Source organism: Mycoplasma feriruminatoris (assembly GCF_000327395.2).
Classification (GTDB): Bacteria; Bacillota_I; Bacilli_A; order Mycoplasmatales; family Mycoplasmataceae; genus Mycoplasma; species Mycoplasma feriruminatoris.
In genome coordinates, this window is the sequence record NZ_CP091032.1 from 60,090 (window position 1) to 79,423 (window position 19,334).

Below are 19,334 nucleotides of genomic sequence, written 5' to 3' on the forward strand. Positions count from 1 at the left end.
AATTTTTTACCAAATAAAAAACCGCAATACAGAACACTTTTCCTTATAGCTGCTACCTTCCGGTCCTAACTCGTTCAGATGTTATTCTTATCGCGGCTTTATAATTATATTATATTTTTAATTGTTATTCAATTAAGTGTACTTTAATCTTTATAATCTCCTAATAAAACATAATCAACACGTTTTATTGCTTGTAAATCTTTTCCACCAGCATAAGAAATTGATGATTGTAGATCTTCAGTCATTTCTTTTAAAGTATCAAAAATACTTCCTCTGATTTTAATTAATTCTTTTTTACCTTCAACATAACGTTTTTCACTTTTATTATATTCACTAGCTGAACCATAGTACTCTTTATAGATACAATTATCAACTACAACTTCTTTTCCAGGTGATTCTTTGTGAGCTGCAAATAAACTTCCAATCATACAAAAACTAGCACCCATTCTAATTGATTTTGCAATATCTCCATGAACTCTTAATCCACCATCAGCAATAATAGGTTTTGATGCAGTTTTTGCACAATATCTAAGAGCTGATAATTGTCATCCACCAGTTCCAAATCCTGTTTTAAGTTTTGTAATACATACTTTTCCAGGACCAATTCCAACTTTAGTTGCATCAGCTCCTCATAGTTCTAAATCTCTAACTGCTTTTGGAGTTGCTACATTTCCTGCAATTATAAAAACATCATTTTTCATTTTTTCTCTAATATAACTAATCATATTTTTAACACTTAAAGCATGACCGTGAGCTATATCAATTGTTATATAATCTGGAATTAAATTTTGTTCTACCATTTGATCTACTAATTTATATTCATCTGGTTTTACACCTAAAGAAATAGAAGTTATTAAATTCTTTTCTTTCATATTTTTAATGAATTTTATTTGATCAACATTAAATCTATGCATTACATAAAAATAACCATTTTTAGCTAATTGTTCAGCTAATTCTTCGTTAATAATTGTTGCCATATTAGCAGGAACTACAGGTAATTTAAAAGTGTGTTTTCCTAAAGTTGCAGATGTGTTGCATTCTTTTCTTGAACTAACAACACACATTTCAGGAATCAGTTGCACATCATCATAATCAAAAGTCTTCATAAAATACTCCTTTAAAAAATATATTATAAACAATTGAATCAATTGTAGTTAAATAACCATAATAAAAACGGCTTAGCCGTTTATTTAAACCTTAATAACTTATTTAGAAATTATTATTCTATTTACATTTTTTGATCTTTTAAAAACATTTTTATTTAAACCAATACCTAACCCACAAATAGCAATTGCTAGTAAAGTTAAACCTGCTCCAATACTAATTGCTATTTGTTGAGATTTTTCTAATTTATGAACATTATCTTTACTTTTTGATTCGTTAATTAAATTAATGATTTTTGAAGGATCATTATGTTTAAAATAAGTAACATCAGCACCAATAGATTTAAATAATGCTTCATATTCTTTTAGTTTTGCTTCTGTTTTTTGTTTGTATTCTAATAAGTTATTAGTTTTAGTATATTCTTTGTCATAAAGTTCTTTATAATCTAATAACTCATTTTTAAGTTTTAGATAATCTTTTAGTTTAGCTAAAAGTTCTTTATTTTCTTCTAGTGTTTTGTTGTGATCAGTAAATTCCTGATTTAACTCTTCTTTTAGTTCTATTAGTTCTTTTTTAAGTTTTTCAATTTCTTCTTTAGCTTTTTTTAATTCTGTACTTTCTGAAGATTCCATTTTCAAAACAATATTATTGTCTTGATTATTATTTGTTAAATAAACACCTGTAATAATTGTTGAAATTAATAAAAAATTAAGACCCAATATATTAAATAATTTCTTCATTATTTAACCCTCACACATTTTAGTATCTTATTACGAATTTATTATATTAATGATTTTTATATATTACAATGTGTTTTAAATTAGTATTAGACAATAAAAAAAGAAGTATAAAACTTCTTTATGCAATAATTGTGAAATTATCAGCTTTCTTTTCTGCAAGTGTACCTTTTTTAAGAATAATTCTAATAAAGTCAACGATTAATAAAATACCAACAGTTAAGAAACGTAATAATCAGAATAAAAGTCTTCATAATGCAAGTCTTCCCATTCTATTACTACTATATTTAGTACCTGTTAGTCTCATTCCTCAAGATGGACTACCTTTGAAAAATAAAATAATAAAAATAATTAAGTAAATACCTAAAGTAAATACTAATGCAAGAGAGTCAACAAGATTTCTAAAGACTCTTCTTCAAAAACCAGCTATTTTCATATTTGTCCTTCTATTTTTTATTTTTTTTACTGTCTAATATTAAGTATATTGAATTTAGTTTTTAATAAAAGATATAAAAATAAAAAACATAGTAGTTTACACAAGTTTATGGATTTAAATTAATAGTTTTTAAGTTATCTTGTTTTAATTTATCTATTAAACCATCAATTATTTTAGGAGCTTTGTTATTTGAATAATCATTACTTAATGAGTTAAATAAAACAACTCCATTAGTTTGAACACGCACAGGTAGGGTGAATGTTTGATCTTGATATTGAAATAAAGGAATTGAAATGTATTTAGAATTAGGAACATCTTCAACTTCAGTATTTAATATTCCAATAACATTAAATGATGAATCAATTACCATTGAGCCTGATGCACCTTGCTTTAAAGCAATTTGACCAAAAGGAATGTTTGTATATAATGTTGAAAATTGATCAGCAATTGTTAGTTTCATTCCGTGTTCATTGTCAATGAATGGCTTTTCGTATTTTTCTCATTCTTTATTTAGTGAGTTATATTCCATATTTTTTAGTTTGTCATATTTTAATCAGATATCTCTAAAATAAATATCTTCTAAAATTTTTCTTTGACTTGAAACTATTCCACCTTCAGATTTAAGACCTCTAAATTGAGTTCTTCTATAGAATGGATTTCAATGTTTTGGATAACCTGCATAAAATTGAGTTTGTAAAGGACTAAATTTATTTTTATTAAATTTTATATATCAATCTTTTTCTTCCTTTTTACCAATAACTTCAGCTAAACTTGGAAGGAGTTTTTTTAGTCTTTCTTTTTCAATTTTCAATCTTAGAGTTACAAAATCAGCACCCGAATTATTTGTTTTAGAAAAGTATCCATCATCTACTAGGTATTTTGACATTTTATTAGAATTTTTGAAATAAAAATTACTAGTGTTATATCTAGGTATATAGTATGGAGCAGTTAGATATTGAGAATAAATCTCAAAAGCATCAACAGACTTACCTGCATCAACATCAGTTTCTACTAAACCTTCTTTATTATCAATTTTTTCTGTTCTATTTGCTTTTAAATAGATTTTCATTTGTCTATTATCATCAGTATTTTTTGTATCTTTTCCATCATAAAAACCTACTGGAAATTCTTTTCATTTATCATCAATTTTGTTATTAAATATACTTTTATCAAATGTATTTCTAAGATTAAAAACGTGAATATTTGTAGCTAATAAAAGTTCATAATTTTCTTTATCATTATCGTTTTTAATTCGATCTATAACTCAAGCAGTTCCTGAAGCATTAGCAAAATTTAATCTTTTAATTTCAGCAAAAGTTTTTTCATCTCTTTCAATAACTCATTGTTTAACATTAATTTCTAATTGAAAACTACGATCGTGAATATATTTAAAAAAATCATCATTAGTTTTTAATGCATTATTTTTATCTTTAGTAACTTTATAGTAATACTTATTATCTTTTGTAGTAATTAGTAATTCAAAAGTACCATTAATATCATCGTGTTTTGATTTTAAAGAAGTTATATCATTTAGGTTAAACATTTTTTCTAAAGAACTAAAACTAGCATAAGAAAGTAATTGACTTAAATTAGATGGTAAAAAACCAAAAGGATTTGTTTTTATTAAGTTAGTAAAATCAAAAGTTTGTTCAGCTAAATCTTTAATTTCTTCATCTTTTAATTCTTCTAATTTTTGTTGTTTTATTGAATAAGAAAGTGGGATGTTTGGATTATAAAATTTAGTTCTATCAACTTTATTATTTCCAATGTTTCCATACTCTCCAAGTTTAGAAGCAAATTCTCAATATTGTTGATTGTATTCTTTGTGATCATTAAAAGTAAAATCAATATTATTATTTGTTAAAAATTTATTAAATTCTTTTTCTGATTTTATAAAATCTTTAGTTTTTTTATGGATCTCGTATGGGTTAGATTTTAGTAAATCATTAATATCTAAAAAATGTGAATTATATAAATTAGCATATTCAGATTGATTATTTTGATCTTGTTGATTATTTGAATTATTTTGATTATTTTCTCTATTATCATTATTATTTTGTTCTGGTTTATTAGAAGTTGTTCTACTACAAGATATTGTTAAAATAGTTGGAAAAACAATAGAATTTAGTAATAGTAAGAATTTAAGTTTACTAGTAAATTTATTCATATAAGAACTCTCCAATTTACAATTTAATTTTATCAAGTTTTTATAAATTTAAAGTAATTATTTTTTTAAAAAATGAAATAATTTTGACAAAATAAAAACCTTAATAAAATTAAGGTTTAATTACAAATAAATTATCATAAGTTATAGTAGAATTTAAAACTTACTAGTCGTTCTTTTTTAGATATTCTAAAAGATCACAAACGTGTTCAATATGATCAACATTTCTAAATTCTTTTAATAAGTTTAATTGGTTATCTAAAATGAATGTTGAACGTTCATATTTAACAAATGGTTGATCATCTAATGTAATTGTTTCACTTGTTAAATTAAATTCATTTACTAGATCTTTATTTAGATCTGAAAGTAGTAAAAAGCTTAAATTTTGTTCACAACAAAACTCATCGTTTTTAGTAGGTTCATCTTGACTAACACCAACAACATTAAATCCTAATTCTTTAAATTCATCTAAATGTTTTTGGTATTCTATAACTTCTAACGTACATAAAGAGGTTTTAGCTTTAGGATAAAAAAAGATAACAAGACCCTTTTGTCCAACTAAGCTGTTTAATTCTACTAAGTTATTTTTATGATCTGTTAATTGATAATTTCTCATAACTTCCTCCTTTGACCATAAGAATATTTTAGTCCTTTTTTTAAAAAATGCTAATCTAAAATATTTAATCAGTGTTTTATATAATTTAAGTATAGAAATTAACAAAATTTTAAGAATAAAAAATATTAAATTTAATCGAATTTAAATGTTGAATTATTATTTAAAAATTAGTTAAAAATTTTAGTGATTTAATAATAAAATCACAAATAAACTTGTACACATAATAAGTTACAAATTTTTTATTAAAATTACTTATTGTAATAGATAATATATTGTGCTATGTTATTATAGTTTTAGAAAGAGTGTAATATATGTTTAGAAAGATTTTTAAAATACTTATTTCTTTAGTTTTAGCAGCTATTATTATTTTGATTGGAATTATTGTTTTAGGATTTTCTATGCAAAAAGCCGATCTAAACTTCTTACAAAGAGCAACTGAAGTTCTTAAAAACACTAGTACTATGGATCTATTAAAACTAAATTTATCAACTATACAACAAAAAATTGGAGTTGCATTAGTTATTTATGTAGGACCTCTAATCTTTATAACTGGGTTTATTTGAAACTTCTTTAGATTATTATCTACTATATTTAAAAAATAAAATAAGATAAAATAAATTAATGAATAAAATAAAATTAATTATCAATTGAATATCTTATTTTAAAAGTATTAAATACATAGTTTTAACAGCAATATTGTCAAGCTTATTAACAGTTATAGCCTTAACCACTTCTATGATTCAAATAGCAGGAACTGCTTTGTTTCAAGTTGCAGATGGGCTGTTTTTGAGTTTGACTTTTTTTATTCCAGGACCTATGATGTTAGTTGCTGGATGTGTTTATGCAATGATTTTTGATCTAGTATCTGGAGCTGCTTTTTATGTTCCAATTTCAATTATTATTCATATATTAATGTTTGTTTGTGTTAAGTTATTAATACATAGATTACCATTTTATTTAAATATAATGATTAGTGAATTATTTATATTTTTATATGTTTTATATGCTTATGTAATTAATTATTATTCAAATTCTAGTGATGTTAGTCAAGCAAATATTAAAGCTGTTATATCTTTAGTTACTGATTTTATTCAATATTTAGTTTCAGTAATTTCAGCAATATTCTTATATAATGTATTTAATACTCAAAGTTTTTTAAACCTATTTAAAAAATTAGATATTGATATTTATAAAAGAAATCAAACCTCATATTAGATATGAGGTTTTTATATGGTTTTTAATATTTAATAAGCTTTTTGTAATTTTAAATTTGATTTATATCAAGTGATAAAATAAAACCGTAAATGCCAATCTTAAATAATATGACATTTTATTATAAATTTGTTTGATTAAGGAGAATAATATGAAAATAGGATTACCTAAAGAAATTAAACAAAATGAAAATCGTGTTGGTATTACTCCTATGGGAGTTGTTGAATTAGTTAGAAATAATCATGAAGTTTTAGTTGAATCAGGAGCTGGATTAGGTAGTGGTTTTAGTGATTTAGAATATCAAAAAGCAGGAGCAAAAATCACTACAAATGTAGAAGAAGTTTGAAAACAAGAAATGATTGTTAAAGTTAAAGAACCTTTAAAATCAGAATACAAATATTTTTATGAAAATCAAATTATCTTTACTTATTTTCATTTAGCAGGATTAAAAGATTTAACTAAAGAATTAATTAAAAATAAAGTTATTGCTATTGCTTATGAAACTGTACAAACTATAGATAAAGCTTTACCATTATTACGTCCAATGAGTGAAGTTGCTGGAAGAATGGCAGTTATTATTGCTTCAAATTTATTATTAAAAAACACAGAAAAAGATGCTTTAGGAATACTTACTAGTGGAACTCCTGGAACTCCAAAAGCTAACTTTACAATTATTGGTGGAGGAGTTGCTGGATCTTCAGCTTTAAGATTAGCAATAGCTATGGAAGCTAATGTTACTATAATTGAATATAATGAAAATAGAATTAGACAATTATATGAAACATATGGAAATAAAGCTAATATATTAAAATCAAATTATGCAAACATAGCAAAAGCTGTTAAAGAAAGTGATGTAGTTATTTCAACTGTATTAATTCCTGGTAAATTAGCTCCAAAATTAGTAACAACAGAAATGGTTAAAACAATGAAACCAAATAGTGTTATTATTGATGTTGCTATTGATCAAGGTGGAAGTGTTGAAACTGTTGATCATATAAGTTCACATGCTGATCCTACTTTTATAAGACATAATGTTATTCATTATTCAGTTCCAAATATTCCTGGAGCAGTTCCAAGAACTTCAACAATTGCATTAACTAATGCTACACTTACTTATGTAGTTGAAATCGCTTCAAAAGGTTGAAAACAAGCTATTTTAGATAATAGTGCATTAAAATTAGGTGTTCAAACAGTTAATGGTAAATTGGTTTATAAAAATGTTGCAGATTCATTAAATATGATGTACACAGAAATAGATAAAGCAATATAATAAAAGACAAAAATCTAGCAAAATTGCTAGATTTTTATATCTATTTTTTAATTTAAATATAATAAATTGTTTTAGTCAAGGTTTGACTTTTTATACTATTAATTCTATTATGTTAGTAGTGTGTTGAGTTTATGTAATAATTTTGTTTAGTAATAAAACTATTTAATTACTATTTAATTTCTAATAATTTAATCAATATGTTTATTATCTAATTACTGTTAATTCAACGTTTATACAATGTATTTATCGAAGTTTATTTAATTTATTTAAAAATTAGATTCAATGTTTATAAAATAACTTATCAAAAAAAATGTTAAAATAAATATTTCTTAGGTTATAATATTAGGAAAACTAAAAAGGAGATAGAGAATGAAAAAATATTTTTGTAATTTAAAAACAAGTATTAGTCAAAACAAAAAACAATACTTAATTAGGTTAGGTTGTTTACTAATTGGATTGTATTTGTTTTCATTATCAATTGCTTTATATGTGCCAACAGCAGCAGGAGCAAGCCACGTAGATTTTACAAACTTTAGTATATTAGCATTGTTTAAAGATTGAGCAAAAGTTAATGGTCAAGAAGTACCAGGGTTAGTTGCAGCAACTAATTATAAATTAGCCCTATTGTCATTATATGGATTCTTATTACTAGTTTCAGTTGTGTTTCTAGTTTTATCAATTATTAGAGAATACAGAGTAACAAAAGATAAAAAACTATGATTACAATTAATACCACTAATTGTTTTAGATATGATAATTAACGTTGGATTATCATATGTAATCGATGGTCAAATCGAAATGTTAAAAGTAATTAAATATTTAGATTGAATGTTTAGTCAAACAACAGCTTACCAATATAGAACAATATTTTTCACAATAGCATTTGTTTTATATATTGCTGGATTAACATTTTGAATTCACTCAGGTTGATTATTAGGATCATATAACTCAATCAACACAAACTTTATGAGATTAACTAAATTACCATTTAATGTTTCAAGAGTATTAATGGATGTATTAATTATTGTTCCTGGGGTTATTATGTTTTTAGTAAATCCTATATCTTGAGATATTAAAGCTAAATTCTTGTTAAACTATGTAAATATTGGTACTATAGGGTTCTTATTCTTAGCAGGACCATTATTAGGAAAAACATTAGGATTACTTAATAAAATTACAAAAATATATCAATAATTAAAAACAAGCCTATGGCTTGTTTTTTTGTTTTGATAATTACTTATAATATAATTAGTGTTACAAAAGGAGTTTTTTATAATGCTAGACATTAATTATATTGAACAGAATCTTGATGAAGTAATCAAACGATTAAATATGCGTAATCAACAAGATTATAGTGCAGATCTAAAATATGCAGTAGAAAAAAATCTTAAAAGAAAAGAAATATTAGTTAAATCTGAAGCATTAAAATCTAAAAAAAATCAATTATCAAAAGAAATAGGAATTTTAATAAAAGATAAAAAAATTGAACAATCTGAACAAGCTAAAGCCGAAGTTGTTAGTTTAAATGAACAGATTATTAAATTAGATGAAGAATTAAGAATTGTAAATGATCAAATTTTAGAAAAATTATCATACATTCCTAATTTACCTCATAAAGATATTTACTTTGGTAAAAGTGATGAAGATAATGTAGAAATTAGAAAAACAAAACACGACCCTTTATTAGTTCATTCAACTCCTCACTGAGAAATTGCAACAAAATTAGGTTTAGTTGATTTTGAAAAAGGAGTTAAATTAAGTGGTTCAAGATTTTTAGTTTATACTGGATTAGGTTCAAAATTAGTTAGAGCTGTTGCTGATGTTTTATTAAAAAGACATGAAAAATATGGGTACAAAGAAATTTTTTGTCCTTTAATAGTTAATAGAAGTGCAATGTTAGGAACTGGACAACTTCCAAAATTTAGTGAAGATATGTATCAAGTTGGAGATCAATATTTAATTCCAACAAGTGAAGTTCCCTTAACCAATTTACATGCTAATGAGATTTTATCTTATGATGTTTTACCTTTAAAATATACTTCATTTACTCAATGTTTTAGACAAGAAGCAGGAAGTGCTGGAAGAGATACTAAAGGAATGATCAGATTACACCAATTTAATAAAGTTGAATTAGTAAAAATTGTTCATCCTGATGAATCAATGAATGAGTTAGAGCTATTAGTAAAAGACGCTGAAGATGTTTTAAATATGTTTGATCTACCTTATAGAGTTGTTGAGTTATGTAGTGGAGATATTGGGTTTAGTTCAACTAAAACTTATGATTTAGAAGTGTGATTCCCTGAACAAAACAAATATCGTGAAATTTCATCATGTTCAAATTGTACTGATTTTCAAGCAAGAAATATGCAAACAAGATTTAAAGATAAAGATTCAAAAGTTAGATTAGTTCATACATTAAATGGAAGTGGAGTTGCAATTGATAGATTGATTGCAGCTATTTTAGAAAATTATTGAGATGGTGAAAAATTAGTTTTACCAACAGTTTTAAGACCATATTTTGATAACAAAGAATTTTTAAAATAAAGTTCAAACAATTTTAAGTTTTGAACTTTTTGTATTTATCATTATTTTATTTATTTTTTAATTTGTAATAAAATTACATAGAAAAAAGGAATAATTATTATGCCAATTATTAAGTTTAGTGGTTTAGAAAAAGAACAAGTAAATGAGTTTTCTAAAAGTATTGAAAAAATTGCAGAACTAGTAAAAGCAGATCCAAAAAACATTTTTGTTATTTGAGAAAATTCTCAAGTTTTTGTAACAGAACCAAGTGTTAATCCAATTTATGTAACAGTTGAATGAATGTCAAGACCAGATAAAGAACAACTATTAGCTGATTTTATTGTTGATTATTTTAAAGATTATTCACAAAAAGTTTGAGTGTTCTTTACTGATGTAAATTCAAAACTATATGCACATAGAAAAAAACTGGGTTAAGATGAAAATTAGAGACATACAAATAGATGGTAAAGTAGTTCAAGGGCCAATGGCTGGAGTTAGTAACGAAGCTTTTAGAATTATTTCAAAACAACATGGGGCTAGTTTAGTTTATGCTGAAATGGTTTCAGTTGCTGGAATGGTTCATGATAATAAAAAAACTCTTGACATGTTAAATGTTAATAAAATTGAACACCCAATGAGTATGCAAATTTTTGGAAATAATGTTGAAGAATTTATAAAAGCAACTAAATGAATAGAAGAAAATGTTGATTGTGACATTATTGATCTAAACTTAGGTTGTCCAGCACCAAAAGTTGCTATACGTTCACAAAGTGGCTCAGCTTTATTAAAAACACCTGAATTAATTTATGAAATCGTAAAAAATGTTGTTTTAAATACTAGTAAACCAGTTACTGCTAAGATTCGTTTAGGTTGAGATAAAAATAGTGTTAATGCTGTTGAAGTTGCTAAGTTAATTGAAAAAGCAGGAGCTAGTGCAATTGCAGTTCACGCTAGAACTAGAAGTGATTTTTATACAGGTCATGCTGATTGAGAAAAAATTAAAGAAGTAAAACAAGCTGTCAATATTCCAGTAATTGGTAATGGTGATGTTGTTGATGCTAAATCAGCTAAAAAAATGCTAGATGAAACTGGGTGTGATGCTGTTATGGTTTCTAGAGCTTGCCAAGGTAATCCTTGAATTTTTGATCAAATTAATCATTATTTACAAACAGGAAAAGAACTAGAAAAACCTAGTTTTGAGGAATGAAAATCAACAGTTTTACTACATTTAGATTTATTAGTTAAACTAAAAACTGAAGCAATTGCTATTAAAGAATTTAGAAAACATTTAACTTGATATTTAGATGTACTAAATAATAAGCCATTAACAAAAATCTTAAAAGAAAAAGCTAATAAAATAGAAACTATTAAAGATGTAGAAGATATTATCAAGGAGTATAAAGAAGATTAAATATGTTAGATGATAGAAAATTTAGTGAACAAGAGTTAGTCAGAAGAAATAAACATAAAAGTTTAGTTGAACAAAATAAAGATCCATATAAAATTACAAATTGAAAAAGAAACACTACATTATTAAAACTAAATGAACAATACAAAGATTATAGTAAAGAAGATTTATTAAATTTAAATCAAGAACAAGTAGTTGTTGCTGGAAGAATTAAATTATATAGAGAAGCTGGGAAGAAAGCTGCTTTTGTTAATATTGATGATCAAGATTCAAGTATTCAATTATATGTAAGATTAGATGAAATAGGACAAGAAGCTTTTGAAGATTTTAGAAATCTAGATCTTGGAGATATTATTGGAGTTAAAGGAATCATGATGAGAACTGATCATGGTGAACTTTCAATTAGATGTAAAGAAGTTGTTTTATTATCTAAAGCTTTAAGACCATTACCAGATAAACATGCTGGAATTCAAGATATAGAAGAAAAATACCGTAGAAGATATGTTGATCTAATTATGAATCATGATGTTAGAAAAACATTTCAAGCTAGAACTAAAATTATAAGAACTTTACAAAACTTTTTAGATAATAAAGGTTATATGGAAGTTGAAACTCCTATTTTACACTCACTAAGAGGTGGAGCTACAGCAAAACCATTTATTACTCATTATAATGTTTTAGATACTGATGTTTATTTAAGAATAGCTACTGAATTACACTTAAAACGTTTAATTGTTGGTGGATTTGAAGGGGTTTATGAAATAGGTCGTATTTTTAGAAATGAAGGTATGAGTACTAGACATAATCCTGAATTTACAAGTATCGAGTTATATGTTGCTTATGAAGATATGTTCTTTTTAATGGATCTAACAGAAGAAATCTTTAGAGTATGTAATGCTGCAGTTAATTCAAGTTCAATAATTGAATATAATAATGTAAAAATTGATTTATCAAAACCATTTAAAAGATTACATATGGTAGATGGTATCAAACAAGTTACAGGTGTTGATTTTTGACAAGAAATGACTGTACAACAAGCTTTAGAACTTGCTAAAAAACATAAAATTCATGTTGAAAAACACCAAGAAACAGTTGGCTATATAATTAATTTATTTTATGAAGAATTTGTTGAATCAACTATCGTTGAACCAACATTTGTTTATGGTCATCCAAAAGAAATCTCACCACTTGCAAAATCTAATCCAAAAGATCCAAGATTTACTGATAGATTTGAATTATTTATTATTGGAAGAGAATATGCTAATGCGTTTAGTGAGTTAAATGATCCAATTGATCAATACGAAAGATTTAAAGCTCAAATTGAAGAAGAGTCTAAAGGTAATGATGAAGCTAATGATATGGATATTGACTTTATTGAAGCTTTAGAACACGCAATGCCACCAACTGCTGGAATTGGTATTGGAATAGATAGATTAGTAATGCTTTTAACTAATTCTGAATCAATTAAAGATGTATTATTATTCCCACAAATGAAACCAAGAGAATAATTAAGTAGAACTAAAATGTTCTACTTTTTTATTTGTATAAATTTAATAATAAAAAAACCAACTGTTAAAATAGTTGGCTTAATATTAATCAATTAATTTTTTTAATTGGTCAGGAGTAGCAAATCCTATGTGTTTATTTACTTGATTTCCATTATCAAAAGTTATTAATGTAGGAATTGACATTATTCTAAATTCTTCAGCAACTTGACGATTCAAATCAACATCAACATCTAGAATTTTAACACCATCAACTTTTTTTGCAAAATCGTGTAAAATTGGGGCTAACATTTTGCAAGGTCCACATCAAGTAGCATTAAAATCTACAAGTACTTTTCCTTCTTTGATTTCGTTATCAAATTGTTCTTTTGAAGTAATTTTAATTATATCTGCCATTATAATATCTCCTAGTCTACACTTAAAATTTTATCACAAATATATCTTGCAACACCATCTTTATCATTTGTGTAATCAGTAATATCATCTGCTATTTCTTTTAATTCAATTATTCCATTTTTCATCGCAACACCTGTTGTACAAGCTTTTAATAATGAAAAATCGTTTGGCCCATCACCAAATCCATATGAGTGAGTAGTTTTTTCATCAAGATTTAAGTATTTCATTACTTGAGCTACTCCACAACCTTTATCTACACCTTTAACTGAAATATCAAACACCCTATTGTTATAACTATCTACTTTATAACTATCTGAATAATTGTTCATTAAATATTTATATTCATTAAGATTTTCTTCTGGTGTAGCTTTACTATTTGTAACTATATAAAAATGAGTTATTGGTTCATCAATTTGATCTGGAGAATCAACTGAAATGTATTTTAATCCCATTACTTGATGAGCTCAATATTTACTATTTTTACCTTCAGCAAAAACATAGCAACAATTTGGAGAATAAAAAATCATCTTAGCAAAGAATTTATTATGATATCTATTAAACATTTCTTTAATAAATTCTTTAGGTAATGTTTGATCAAAAATAAGTCTATCAGTTTTATAATCATAAATTTGAGCACCATTACTTGCAACAATAATTCCTTTAAACTTATCAATTTGTAATAAGCTAGCTTTTTGTTTTAAATCTTTAATTGTTCTAGCAGTGATTGGAACTAAATATATTCCTTGGTTGTATAATTTTTCAACAACTTCGATAGTCTTTGGTGAAAAAATGTAATCATCATGTAATAATGTACCATCTAAGTCTGAAAAAATAATAATATTTTTCTTATCCATTTTATTCCTCCTTTGCTTTTTAATAATTATACCTAGAAATTACTAAATAAATATTCTATAGTATTTTAATCTTATTTCAAGTATATATTAAAAAAGAACCACTAGGGTTCTTAAAACTGGCAGCTTGCTATTTTCTCACATAAGTAATATCTTCACCGTAATAGAGCTTAACTTCTGTGTTCGGCATGGGAACAGGTGTGACCTCTATGCTATAACCACCAGATTGTTTTTTTGATTGTTCTTTGAAAACTGATTATTAGCTTGAAATGTAGTTAAAATTGCATTTTCTAAAATTCACTCGATCTATTAGTAATGGTTAGCTTAATGCCTCACAGCACTTACACATCCATCCTATCAACCATGTGGTCTACATGGGATCTTACATCTAAAAGAATGGGAAAATTCATCTTAAAGGAGGCTTCTCGCTTAGATGCCTTCAGCGATTATCCTTTCTGCACATAGCTACCCTGCTGTGCCACTGGCGTGACAACAGGAGCACCAGGGGTGCATCCATTCCGGTCCTCTCGTACTAGGAACAGCTCTTTTCAATTTTCCAACGCCCACAACAGATAGGGACCAAACTGTCTCACGACGTTCTGAACCCAGCTCGCGTACCGCTTTAATGGGCGAACAGCCCAACCCTTGGAACCGACTACAGCTCCAGGATGCGATGAGCCGACATCGAGGTGCCAAACCTCCCCGTCGATGTGAACTCTTGGGGGAGATAAGCCTGTTATCCCCGGGGTAACTTTTATCCGTTGAGCGACGGCCCTTCCACACGGGACCGCCGGATCACTAAGTCCTACTTTCGTATCTGTTCGACTTGTAAGTCTCGCAGTTAAGCATCCTTCTACCTTTGCGCTCTATGTATGATTTCCAACCATACTGAGGATACCTTTGAGCGCCTCCGTTACTTTTTGGGAGGCGACCGCCCCAGTCAAACTACCCACCAGACACTGTCCTTAATCTAGATAATAGATCCAAGTTAGAAATCCAATATAACGAGGGTGGTATTCCAAGGTTGACTCCTCTAGAACTAGCGTCCTAGTCTCATAGTCTCCCACCTATCCTCTACACGTCATACCAAATTTCAATATCAAGTTATAGTAAAGCTCCACGGGGTCTTTCCGTCTAGTTGCGGGTAACCGGCATCTTCACCGGTACTAAAATTTCACCGAGTCTGCAGCCGAGACAGCGAAGGGATCATTACACCTTTCGTGCGGGTCAGAATTTACCTGACAAGGAATTTCGCTACCTTAGGACCGTTATAGTTACGGCCGCCGTTCACCGGGGCTTCAATTCAAAGCTTCGCTTGCGCTGACTTCTCCTTTTAACCTTCCGGCACTGGGCAGGTGTCACCCCCTATACATCGTCTTGCGACTTAGCAGAGAGCTGTGTTTTTGTTAAACAGTTGCCCCTCCCTCTTCACTGCGGCTCATCATAGATGAGCACTCCTTCTTCCGAAGTTACGGAGTTATTTTGCAGAGTTCCTTAGCTACAGTTATCTCGCTTGCCTTAGGATTTTCTCCTTGACCACGTGTGTTCGTTCTAGGTACAGGCAGTTAATTATTAAGTTAGAAGCTTTTCTTGGAAGCATGGAGTCATATACTTCGTTACTAGGCGAACCGTTCACTCCCCTATTTTCACACTTCAATGTTAATACAATGCGGATTTGCCAACATTGCCATCTTTGTGCTTAGCCCGGGACATCCAGCACCCGGGATATACTATCCTTCTTCGTCACTCCATCACTAATTAACTGGTACAGGAATATCAACCTGTTGTCCATCGACTACGCTTGTCAGCCTCGCCTTAGGTCCTGACTAACCCTGGGTGGACGAACCTTGCCCAGGAAACCTTGGTCAAACGGCATGGAAGATTCTCACTTCCAAACGTTACTCATGCCGGCATAATCACTTCTAAACACTCCACCAGTCTTTACAGTCTGACTTCATTGTATTTAGAACGCTCCCCTACCACTGTATTTACATACAATCCGTAGCTTCGGTGGTAAACTTAAGCCCCGGTACATTTTCGGCGCAGAATCACTCGACTAGTGAGCTGTTACGCACTCTTTAAATGATGGCTGCTTCTAAGCCAACATCCTAGCTGTCTGTGCAGTTCCACATCCTTACACACTTAGTTTACACTTAGGGACCTTAGCTGACGATCTGGGCTGTTTCCCTCACGAGCATGGACCTTATCACCCATGTTCTGACTGCTGTGCACAAATTATGGCATTCGGAGTTTAATTCTAATCAGTACCGCTAGGTGCAGCCATCATAGATTCAGTGCTCTACCTCCATAACAATTCACACAACGCTATCCTTAAAGATATATCGGGGAGAACTAGCTATCTCCAGGTTCGATTGGAATTTCACCGCTAGCCACAAGTCATCCAAAGTCTTTTCAACGAATACTGGTTCGGTCCTCCATTAGGTTTTACCCTAACTTCAACCTGCTCATGGCTAGATCACCTGGTTTCGTGTCTACTACTGCATACTAAACGCCCTATTAAGGCTCGCTTTCACTACGGCTCCATTTATATCAACTTAACCTTGCATGCAATAGTAACTCGCCGGCTCTTTCTACAAAAAGCACGGTATCACCCATTAACGGGCTCTACCTTCTTGTAAGCATATGGTTTCAGGGACTATTTCACTCCCCTTTCGGGGTGCTTTTCACCTTTCCCTCACGGTACTGGTTCACTATCGGTAAAATGGTAGTATTTAGGCTTACCAAGTGGTCTTGGCAGATTCCGACAAAATTTCACGTGTTTCGCCGTACTCAGGATACTTCTTTGAGATCATTACATTTCATATACGGGGCTATCACCCTCTATGGCGCTACTTCCCAGTAGCTTCTATTATATAATGATTTTCTAACTCGAACAAAAGTCCTACAACCCCACCCCGTAGGATGGTTTGGCCTGTTCCGCGTTCGCTCGCCGCTACTAACAGAATCATTATTATTTTCTTTTCCTCTAGGTACTAAGATGTTTCAGTTCCCTAGGTTCCCTTCATATAAGCTATGTATTCACTTATAGACAATATGAGATAAATCATATTAGGTTTCCCCATTCGGAAATTCCGGGATCGAAGCTCACTTCCAGCTCCCCCAGACTTATCGCAGGTAGTCACGTCCTTCTTCGGCTCCATTTTCCAAGGCATTCACCATATGCTCTTACTATTTTTTAGAAAATCTTTCTAGCAATTTGTAACTCAATTAATTTTAGTTAATTGTTTTGATGTCATTACGAAATAAAAAAAATCGTAATAATTATCTAATTATAAATATGTTGTTATAATCAGAAAATTGCATTTCATCTAATATTCAGTTTTCAAAGAACAATCTATTTTTAGAGATGTTTGACGATCTCTGAAAACTAAATAGAATTAAATAGTCAGTATAATAAATATCTCCATAGAAAGGAGGTGATCCATCCGCACGTTCCCGTACGGATACCTTGTTACGACTTCACCCCAATCGCTAGTCCTACCTTAGGAAGCGCTCTCCTTGCGGTTAAGCTACCTACTTCTGGTATTACCAACTCTCATGGTGTGACGGGCGGTGTGTACAAGACCCGAGAACGTATTCACCGCGACATAGCTGATTCGCGATTACTAGTGATTCCGGCTTCATGAAGTCGAGTTGCAGACTTCAATCCGAACTGAGACTGGTTTTTTGAGATTAGCTCCCCTTCACAGGATTGCAACTCTTTGTACCAGCCATTGTAGCACGTGTGTAGCCCAGGACATAAGGGGCATGATGATTTGACGTCATCCCCACCTTCCTCTAGCTTACACTAGCAGTCTCGTTAGAGTTCTCAACTTAATGTTAGTAACTAACGACAAGGGTTGCGTTCGTTGCGGGACTTAACCCAACACCTCACGGCACGAACTGACGACAACCATGCACCACCTGTCTCAATGTTAACCTCTACTATATTTCTATAGCTTTGCACTGGATGTCAAGCCCTGGTAAGGTTCTTCGTGTTGCTTCGAATTAAACCACATGCTCCACCACTTGTGCGGGTCCCCGTCAATTCCTTTGAGTTTCACTCTTGCGAGCATACTACTCAGGCGGAGTACTTAATGCGTTAGCTGCAGCGCTGAGTTTCCCCAACACTTAGTACTCATCGTTTACGGCGTGGACTACTAGGGTATCTAATCCTATTTGCTCCCCACGCTTTCGTGCCTCAGCGTCAATAACAAGCCAGTAAGCCGCTTTCGCCACAGGTGTTCTTCCATATATCTACGCATTTCACCGCTACACATGGAATTCCGCTTACCTCTCTTGCATTCTAGTAAAACAGTTTTCAAGGCGAACCGGAGTTGAGCTCCGGACTTTAACCTCAAACTTGCTAAACCGCCTACGCACCCTATACGCCCAATAAATCCGGATAACGCTTGCCACCTATGTATTACCGCGGCTGCTGGCACATAGTTAGCCGTGGCTTTCTGGTAAGGTACTGTCAAGATAAAGTCATTTCCTACTTTATTTTTTCTTCCCTTACAACAGAGCTTTACAACCCGAAGGCCGTCATCACTCACGCGGCATTGCTTCATCAGACTTTCGTCCATTGTGAAAAATTCCCTACTGCTGCCTCCCGTAGGAGTCTGGGCCGTATCTCAGTCCCAATGTGGCCGATCAACCTCTCAGTTCGGCTACGTATCATCGCCTAGGTGGGCTATTATCTCACCTACTAGCTAATACGCCGCATCCCCATCTCATAGTGAACCAAACGGTTCTTTTGATCTTTTCTCATGCGATAATAAGATCTACATGCGGTATTATCTTTCGTTTCCAAAAGTTATCCCCCGCTATAAGGTAGGTTAGATACGTGTTACTCACCCGTTCGCCACTGAAGTGCAAGCACTTCCGTTCGACTTGCATGTATTAGGCATGCCGCCAGCGTTTATCCTGAGCCAGGATCAAACTCTCATTTTAAAAATTGTTAAATAAAAGCGATTCTGACTATTTTTATTGTTATAAGTTTTTTTATTACTCAAATAAATCTTTTGACAAGATTTGTACAATAATTATTCTATTTAGTTTTCAAAGATCGTCATCGCTAAGATATTTATATCTTAGTCATACAATATAGAG

General features: G+C 29.9%; 15 protein-coding genes, 3 rRNA genes and 1 other RNA gene. 8 read left to right on the top strand and 11 right to left on the bottom strand.

Going from position 1 to position 19,334, the window contains the following annotated elements; translation table 4 throughout:
• Window positions 1–8 precede the first annotated feature (8 nt).
• From ffs to D500_RS00255, 6 genes are all read right to left on the bottom strand, one after another.
• Window positions 9–104: signal recognition particle sRNA small type (ffs, locus tag D500_RS00230), an RNA gene on the bottom strand.
• A gap of 39 nt (window positions 105–143) precedes the next feature.
• Entirely contained in the window at window positions 144–1,106 is a 963-nt protein-coding gene (locus D500_RS00235) for a GMP reductase (protein WP_008363213.1), read from the bottom strand.
• Window positions 1,107–1,205: 99 nt separating this feature from the next.
• The gene (locus D500_RS00240; RefSeq protein WP_008363211.1) at window positions 1,206–1,844 is read right to left on the bottom strand and encodes a hypothetical protein; all 639 of its coding nucleotides are present in this window, start codon (window positions 1,842–1,844) and stop codon (window positions 1,206–1,208) included.
• Between the two features lie 118 nt (window positions 1,845–1,962).
• A complete protein-coding gene (locus D500_RS00245) occupies window positions 1,963–2,277 on the bottom strand; it encodes a hypothetical protein (protein ID WP_008363207.1) in 315 nt (104 codons plus the stop codon).
• Window positions 2,278–2,383: 106 nt separating this feature from the next.
• A complete protein-coding gene (locus D500_RS00250) occupies window positions 2,384–4,444 on the bottom strand; it encodes an MAG2960 family serine endopeptidase lipoprotein (protein ID WP_008363206.1) in 2,061 nt (686 codons plus the stop codon).
• A 163-nt stretch (window positions 4,445–4,607) separates the two neighbouring features.
• Window positions 4,608–5,057, bottom strand: a complete 450-nt coding sequence (locus D500_RS00255) for a peroxiredoxin (protein WP_008363203.1) — start codon at window positions 5,055–5,057, stop codon at window positions 4,608–4,610.
• Between the two features lie 311 nt (window positions 5,058–5,368).
• Here D500_RS00255 and D500_RS00260 point away from each other — a divergent pair, with 311 nt between their 5' ends.
• From D500_RS00260 to lysS, 8 genes are all read left to right on the top strand, one after another.
• Window positions 5,369–5,659, top strand: a complete 291-nt coding sequence (locus D500_RS00260; protein ID WP_008363201.1) for a hypothetical protein — start codon at window positions 5,369–5,371, stop codon at window positions 5,657–5,659.
• 19 nt (window positions 5,660–5,678) lie between these two features.
• Entirely contained in the window at window positions 5,679–6,272 is a 594-nt protein-coding gene (locus tag D500_RS00265) for an ECF transporter S component family protein (protein ID WP_008363199.1), read from the top strand.
• A 148-nt stretch (window positions 6,273–6,420) separates the two neighbouring features.
• Window positions 6,421–7,539, top strand: a complete 1,119-nt coding sequence (gene ald, locus D500_RS00270) for an alanine dehydrogenase (protein WP_008363197.1) — start codon at window positions 6,421–6,423, stop codon at window positions 7,537–7,539.
• Window positions 7,540–7,908: 369 nt separating this feature from the next.
• Window positions 7,909–8,733, top strand: a complete 825-nt coding sequence (locus tag D500_RS00275; RefSeq protein WP_008363195.1) for an SPE_1075/MLC_0560 family membrane protein — start codon at window positions 7,909–7,911, stop codon at window positions 8,731–8,733.
• Between the two features lie 81 nt (window positions 8,734–8,814).
• On the top strand, window positions 8,815–10,083 hold the full coding sequence (serS, locus tag D500_RS00280; RefSeq protein WP_008363193.1) for a serine--tRNA ligase: 1,269 nt from the start codon (window positions 8,815–8,817) through the stop codon (window positions 10,081–10,083).
• A gap of 99 nt (window positions 10,084–10,182) precedes the next feature.
• Window positions 10,183–10,497, top strand: a complete 315-nt coding sequence (locus D500_RS00285) for a DUF1904 family protein (RefSeq protein ID WP_008363191.1) — start codon at window positions 10,183–10,185, stop codon at window positions 10,495–10,497.
• Window position 10,498: 1 nt separating this feature from the next.
• Window positions 10,499–11,473 (top strand): tRNA dihydrouridine synthase DusB, encoded by a 975-nt coding sequence (gene dusB / locus D500_RS00290; RefSeq protein WP_008363189.1) that lies wholly within the window; start codon window positions 10,499–10,501, stop codon window positions 11,471–11,473.
• A gap of 2 nt (window positions 11,474–11,475) precedes the next feature.
• Window positions 11,476–12,978, top strand: a complete 1,503-nt coding sequence (lysS, locus tag D500_RS00295) for a lysine--tRNA ligase (RefSeq protein ID WP_008363186.1) — start codon at window positions 11,476–11,478, stop codon at window positions 12,976–12,978.
• Between the two features lie 84 nt (window positions 12,979–13,062).
• On the opposite strand, the gene trxA is transcribed toward lysS, so the two are convergent.
• From trxA to D500_RS00320, 5 genes are all read right to left on the bottom strand, one after another.
• Window positions 13,063–13,371 (bottom strand): thioredoxin, encoded by a 309-nt coding sequence (gene trxA, locus D500_RS00300; RefSeq protein WP_008363184.1) that lies wholly within the window; start codon window positions 13,369–13,371, stop codon window positions 13,063–13,065.
• An 11-nt stretch (window positions 13,372–13,382) separates the two neighbouring features.
• A complete protein-coding gene (locus D500_RS00305) occupies window positions 13,383–14,225 on the bottom strand; it encodes a Cof-type HAD-IIB family hydrolase (RefSeq protein WP_008363181.1) in 843 nt (280 codons plus the stop codon).
• 114 nt (window positions 14,226–14,339) lie between these two features.
• A 5S ribosomal RNA gene (gene rrf / locus D500_RS00310) occupies window positions 14,340–14,448 on the bottom strand.
• A gap of 62 nt (window positions 14,449–14,510) precedes the next feature.
• Window positions 14,511–17,422: ribosomal RNA gene (locus tag D500_RS00315) — 23S ribosomal RNA — on the bottom strand.
• Between the two features lie 230 nt (window positions 17,423–17,652).
• A 16S ribosomal RNA gene (locus D500_RS00320) occupies window positions 17,653–19,175 on the bottom strand.
• The 16S, 23S and 5S rRNA genes sit together here, the layout of an rRNA operon.
• Between the last annotated feature and the right edge of the window lie 159 nt (window positions 19,176–19,334).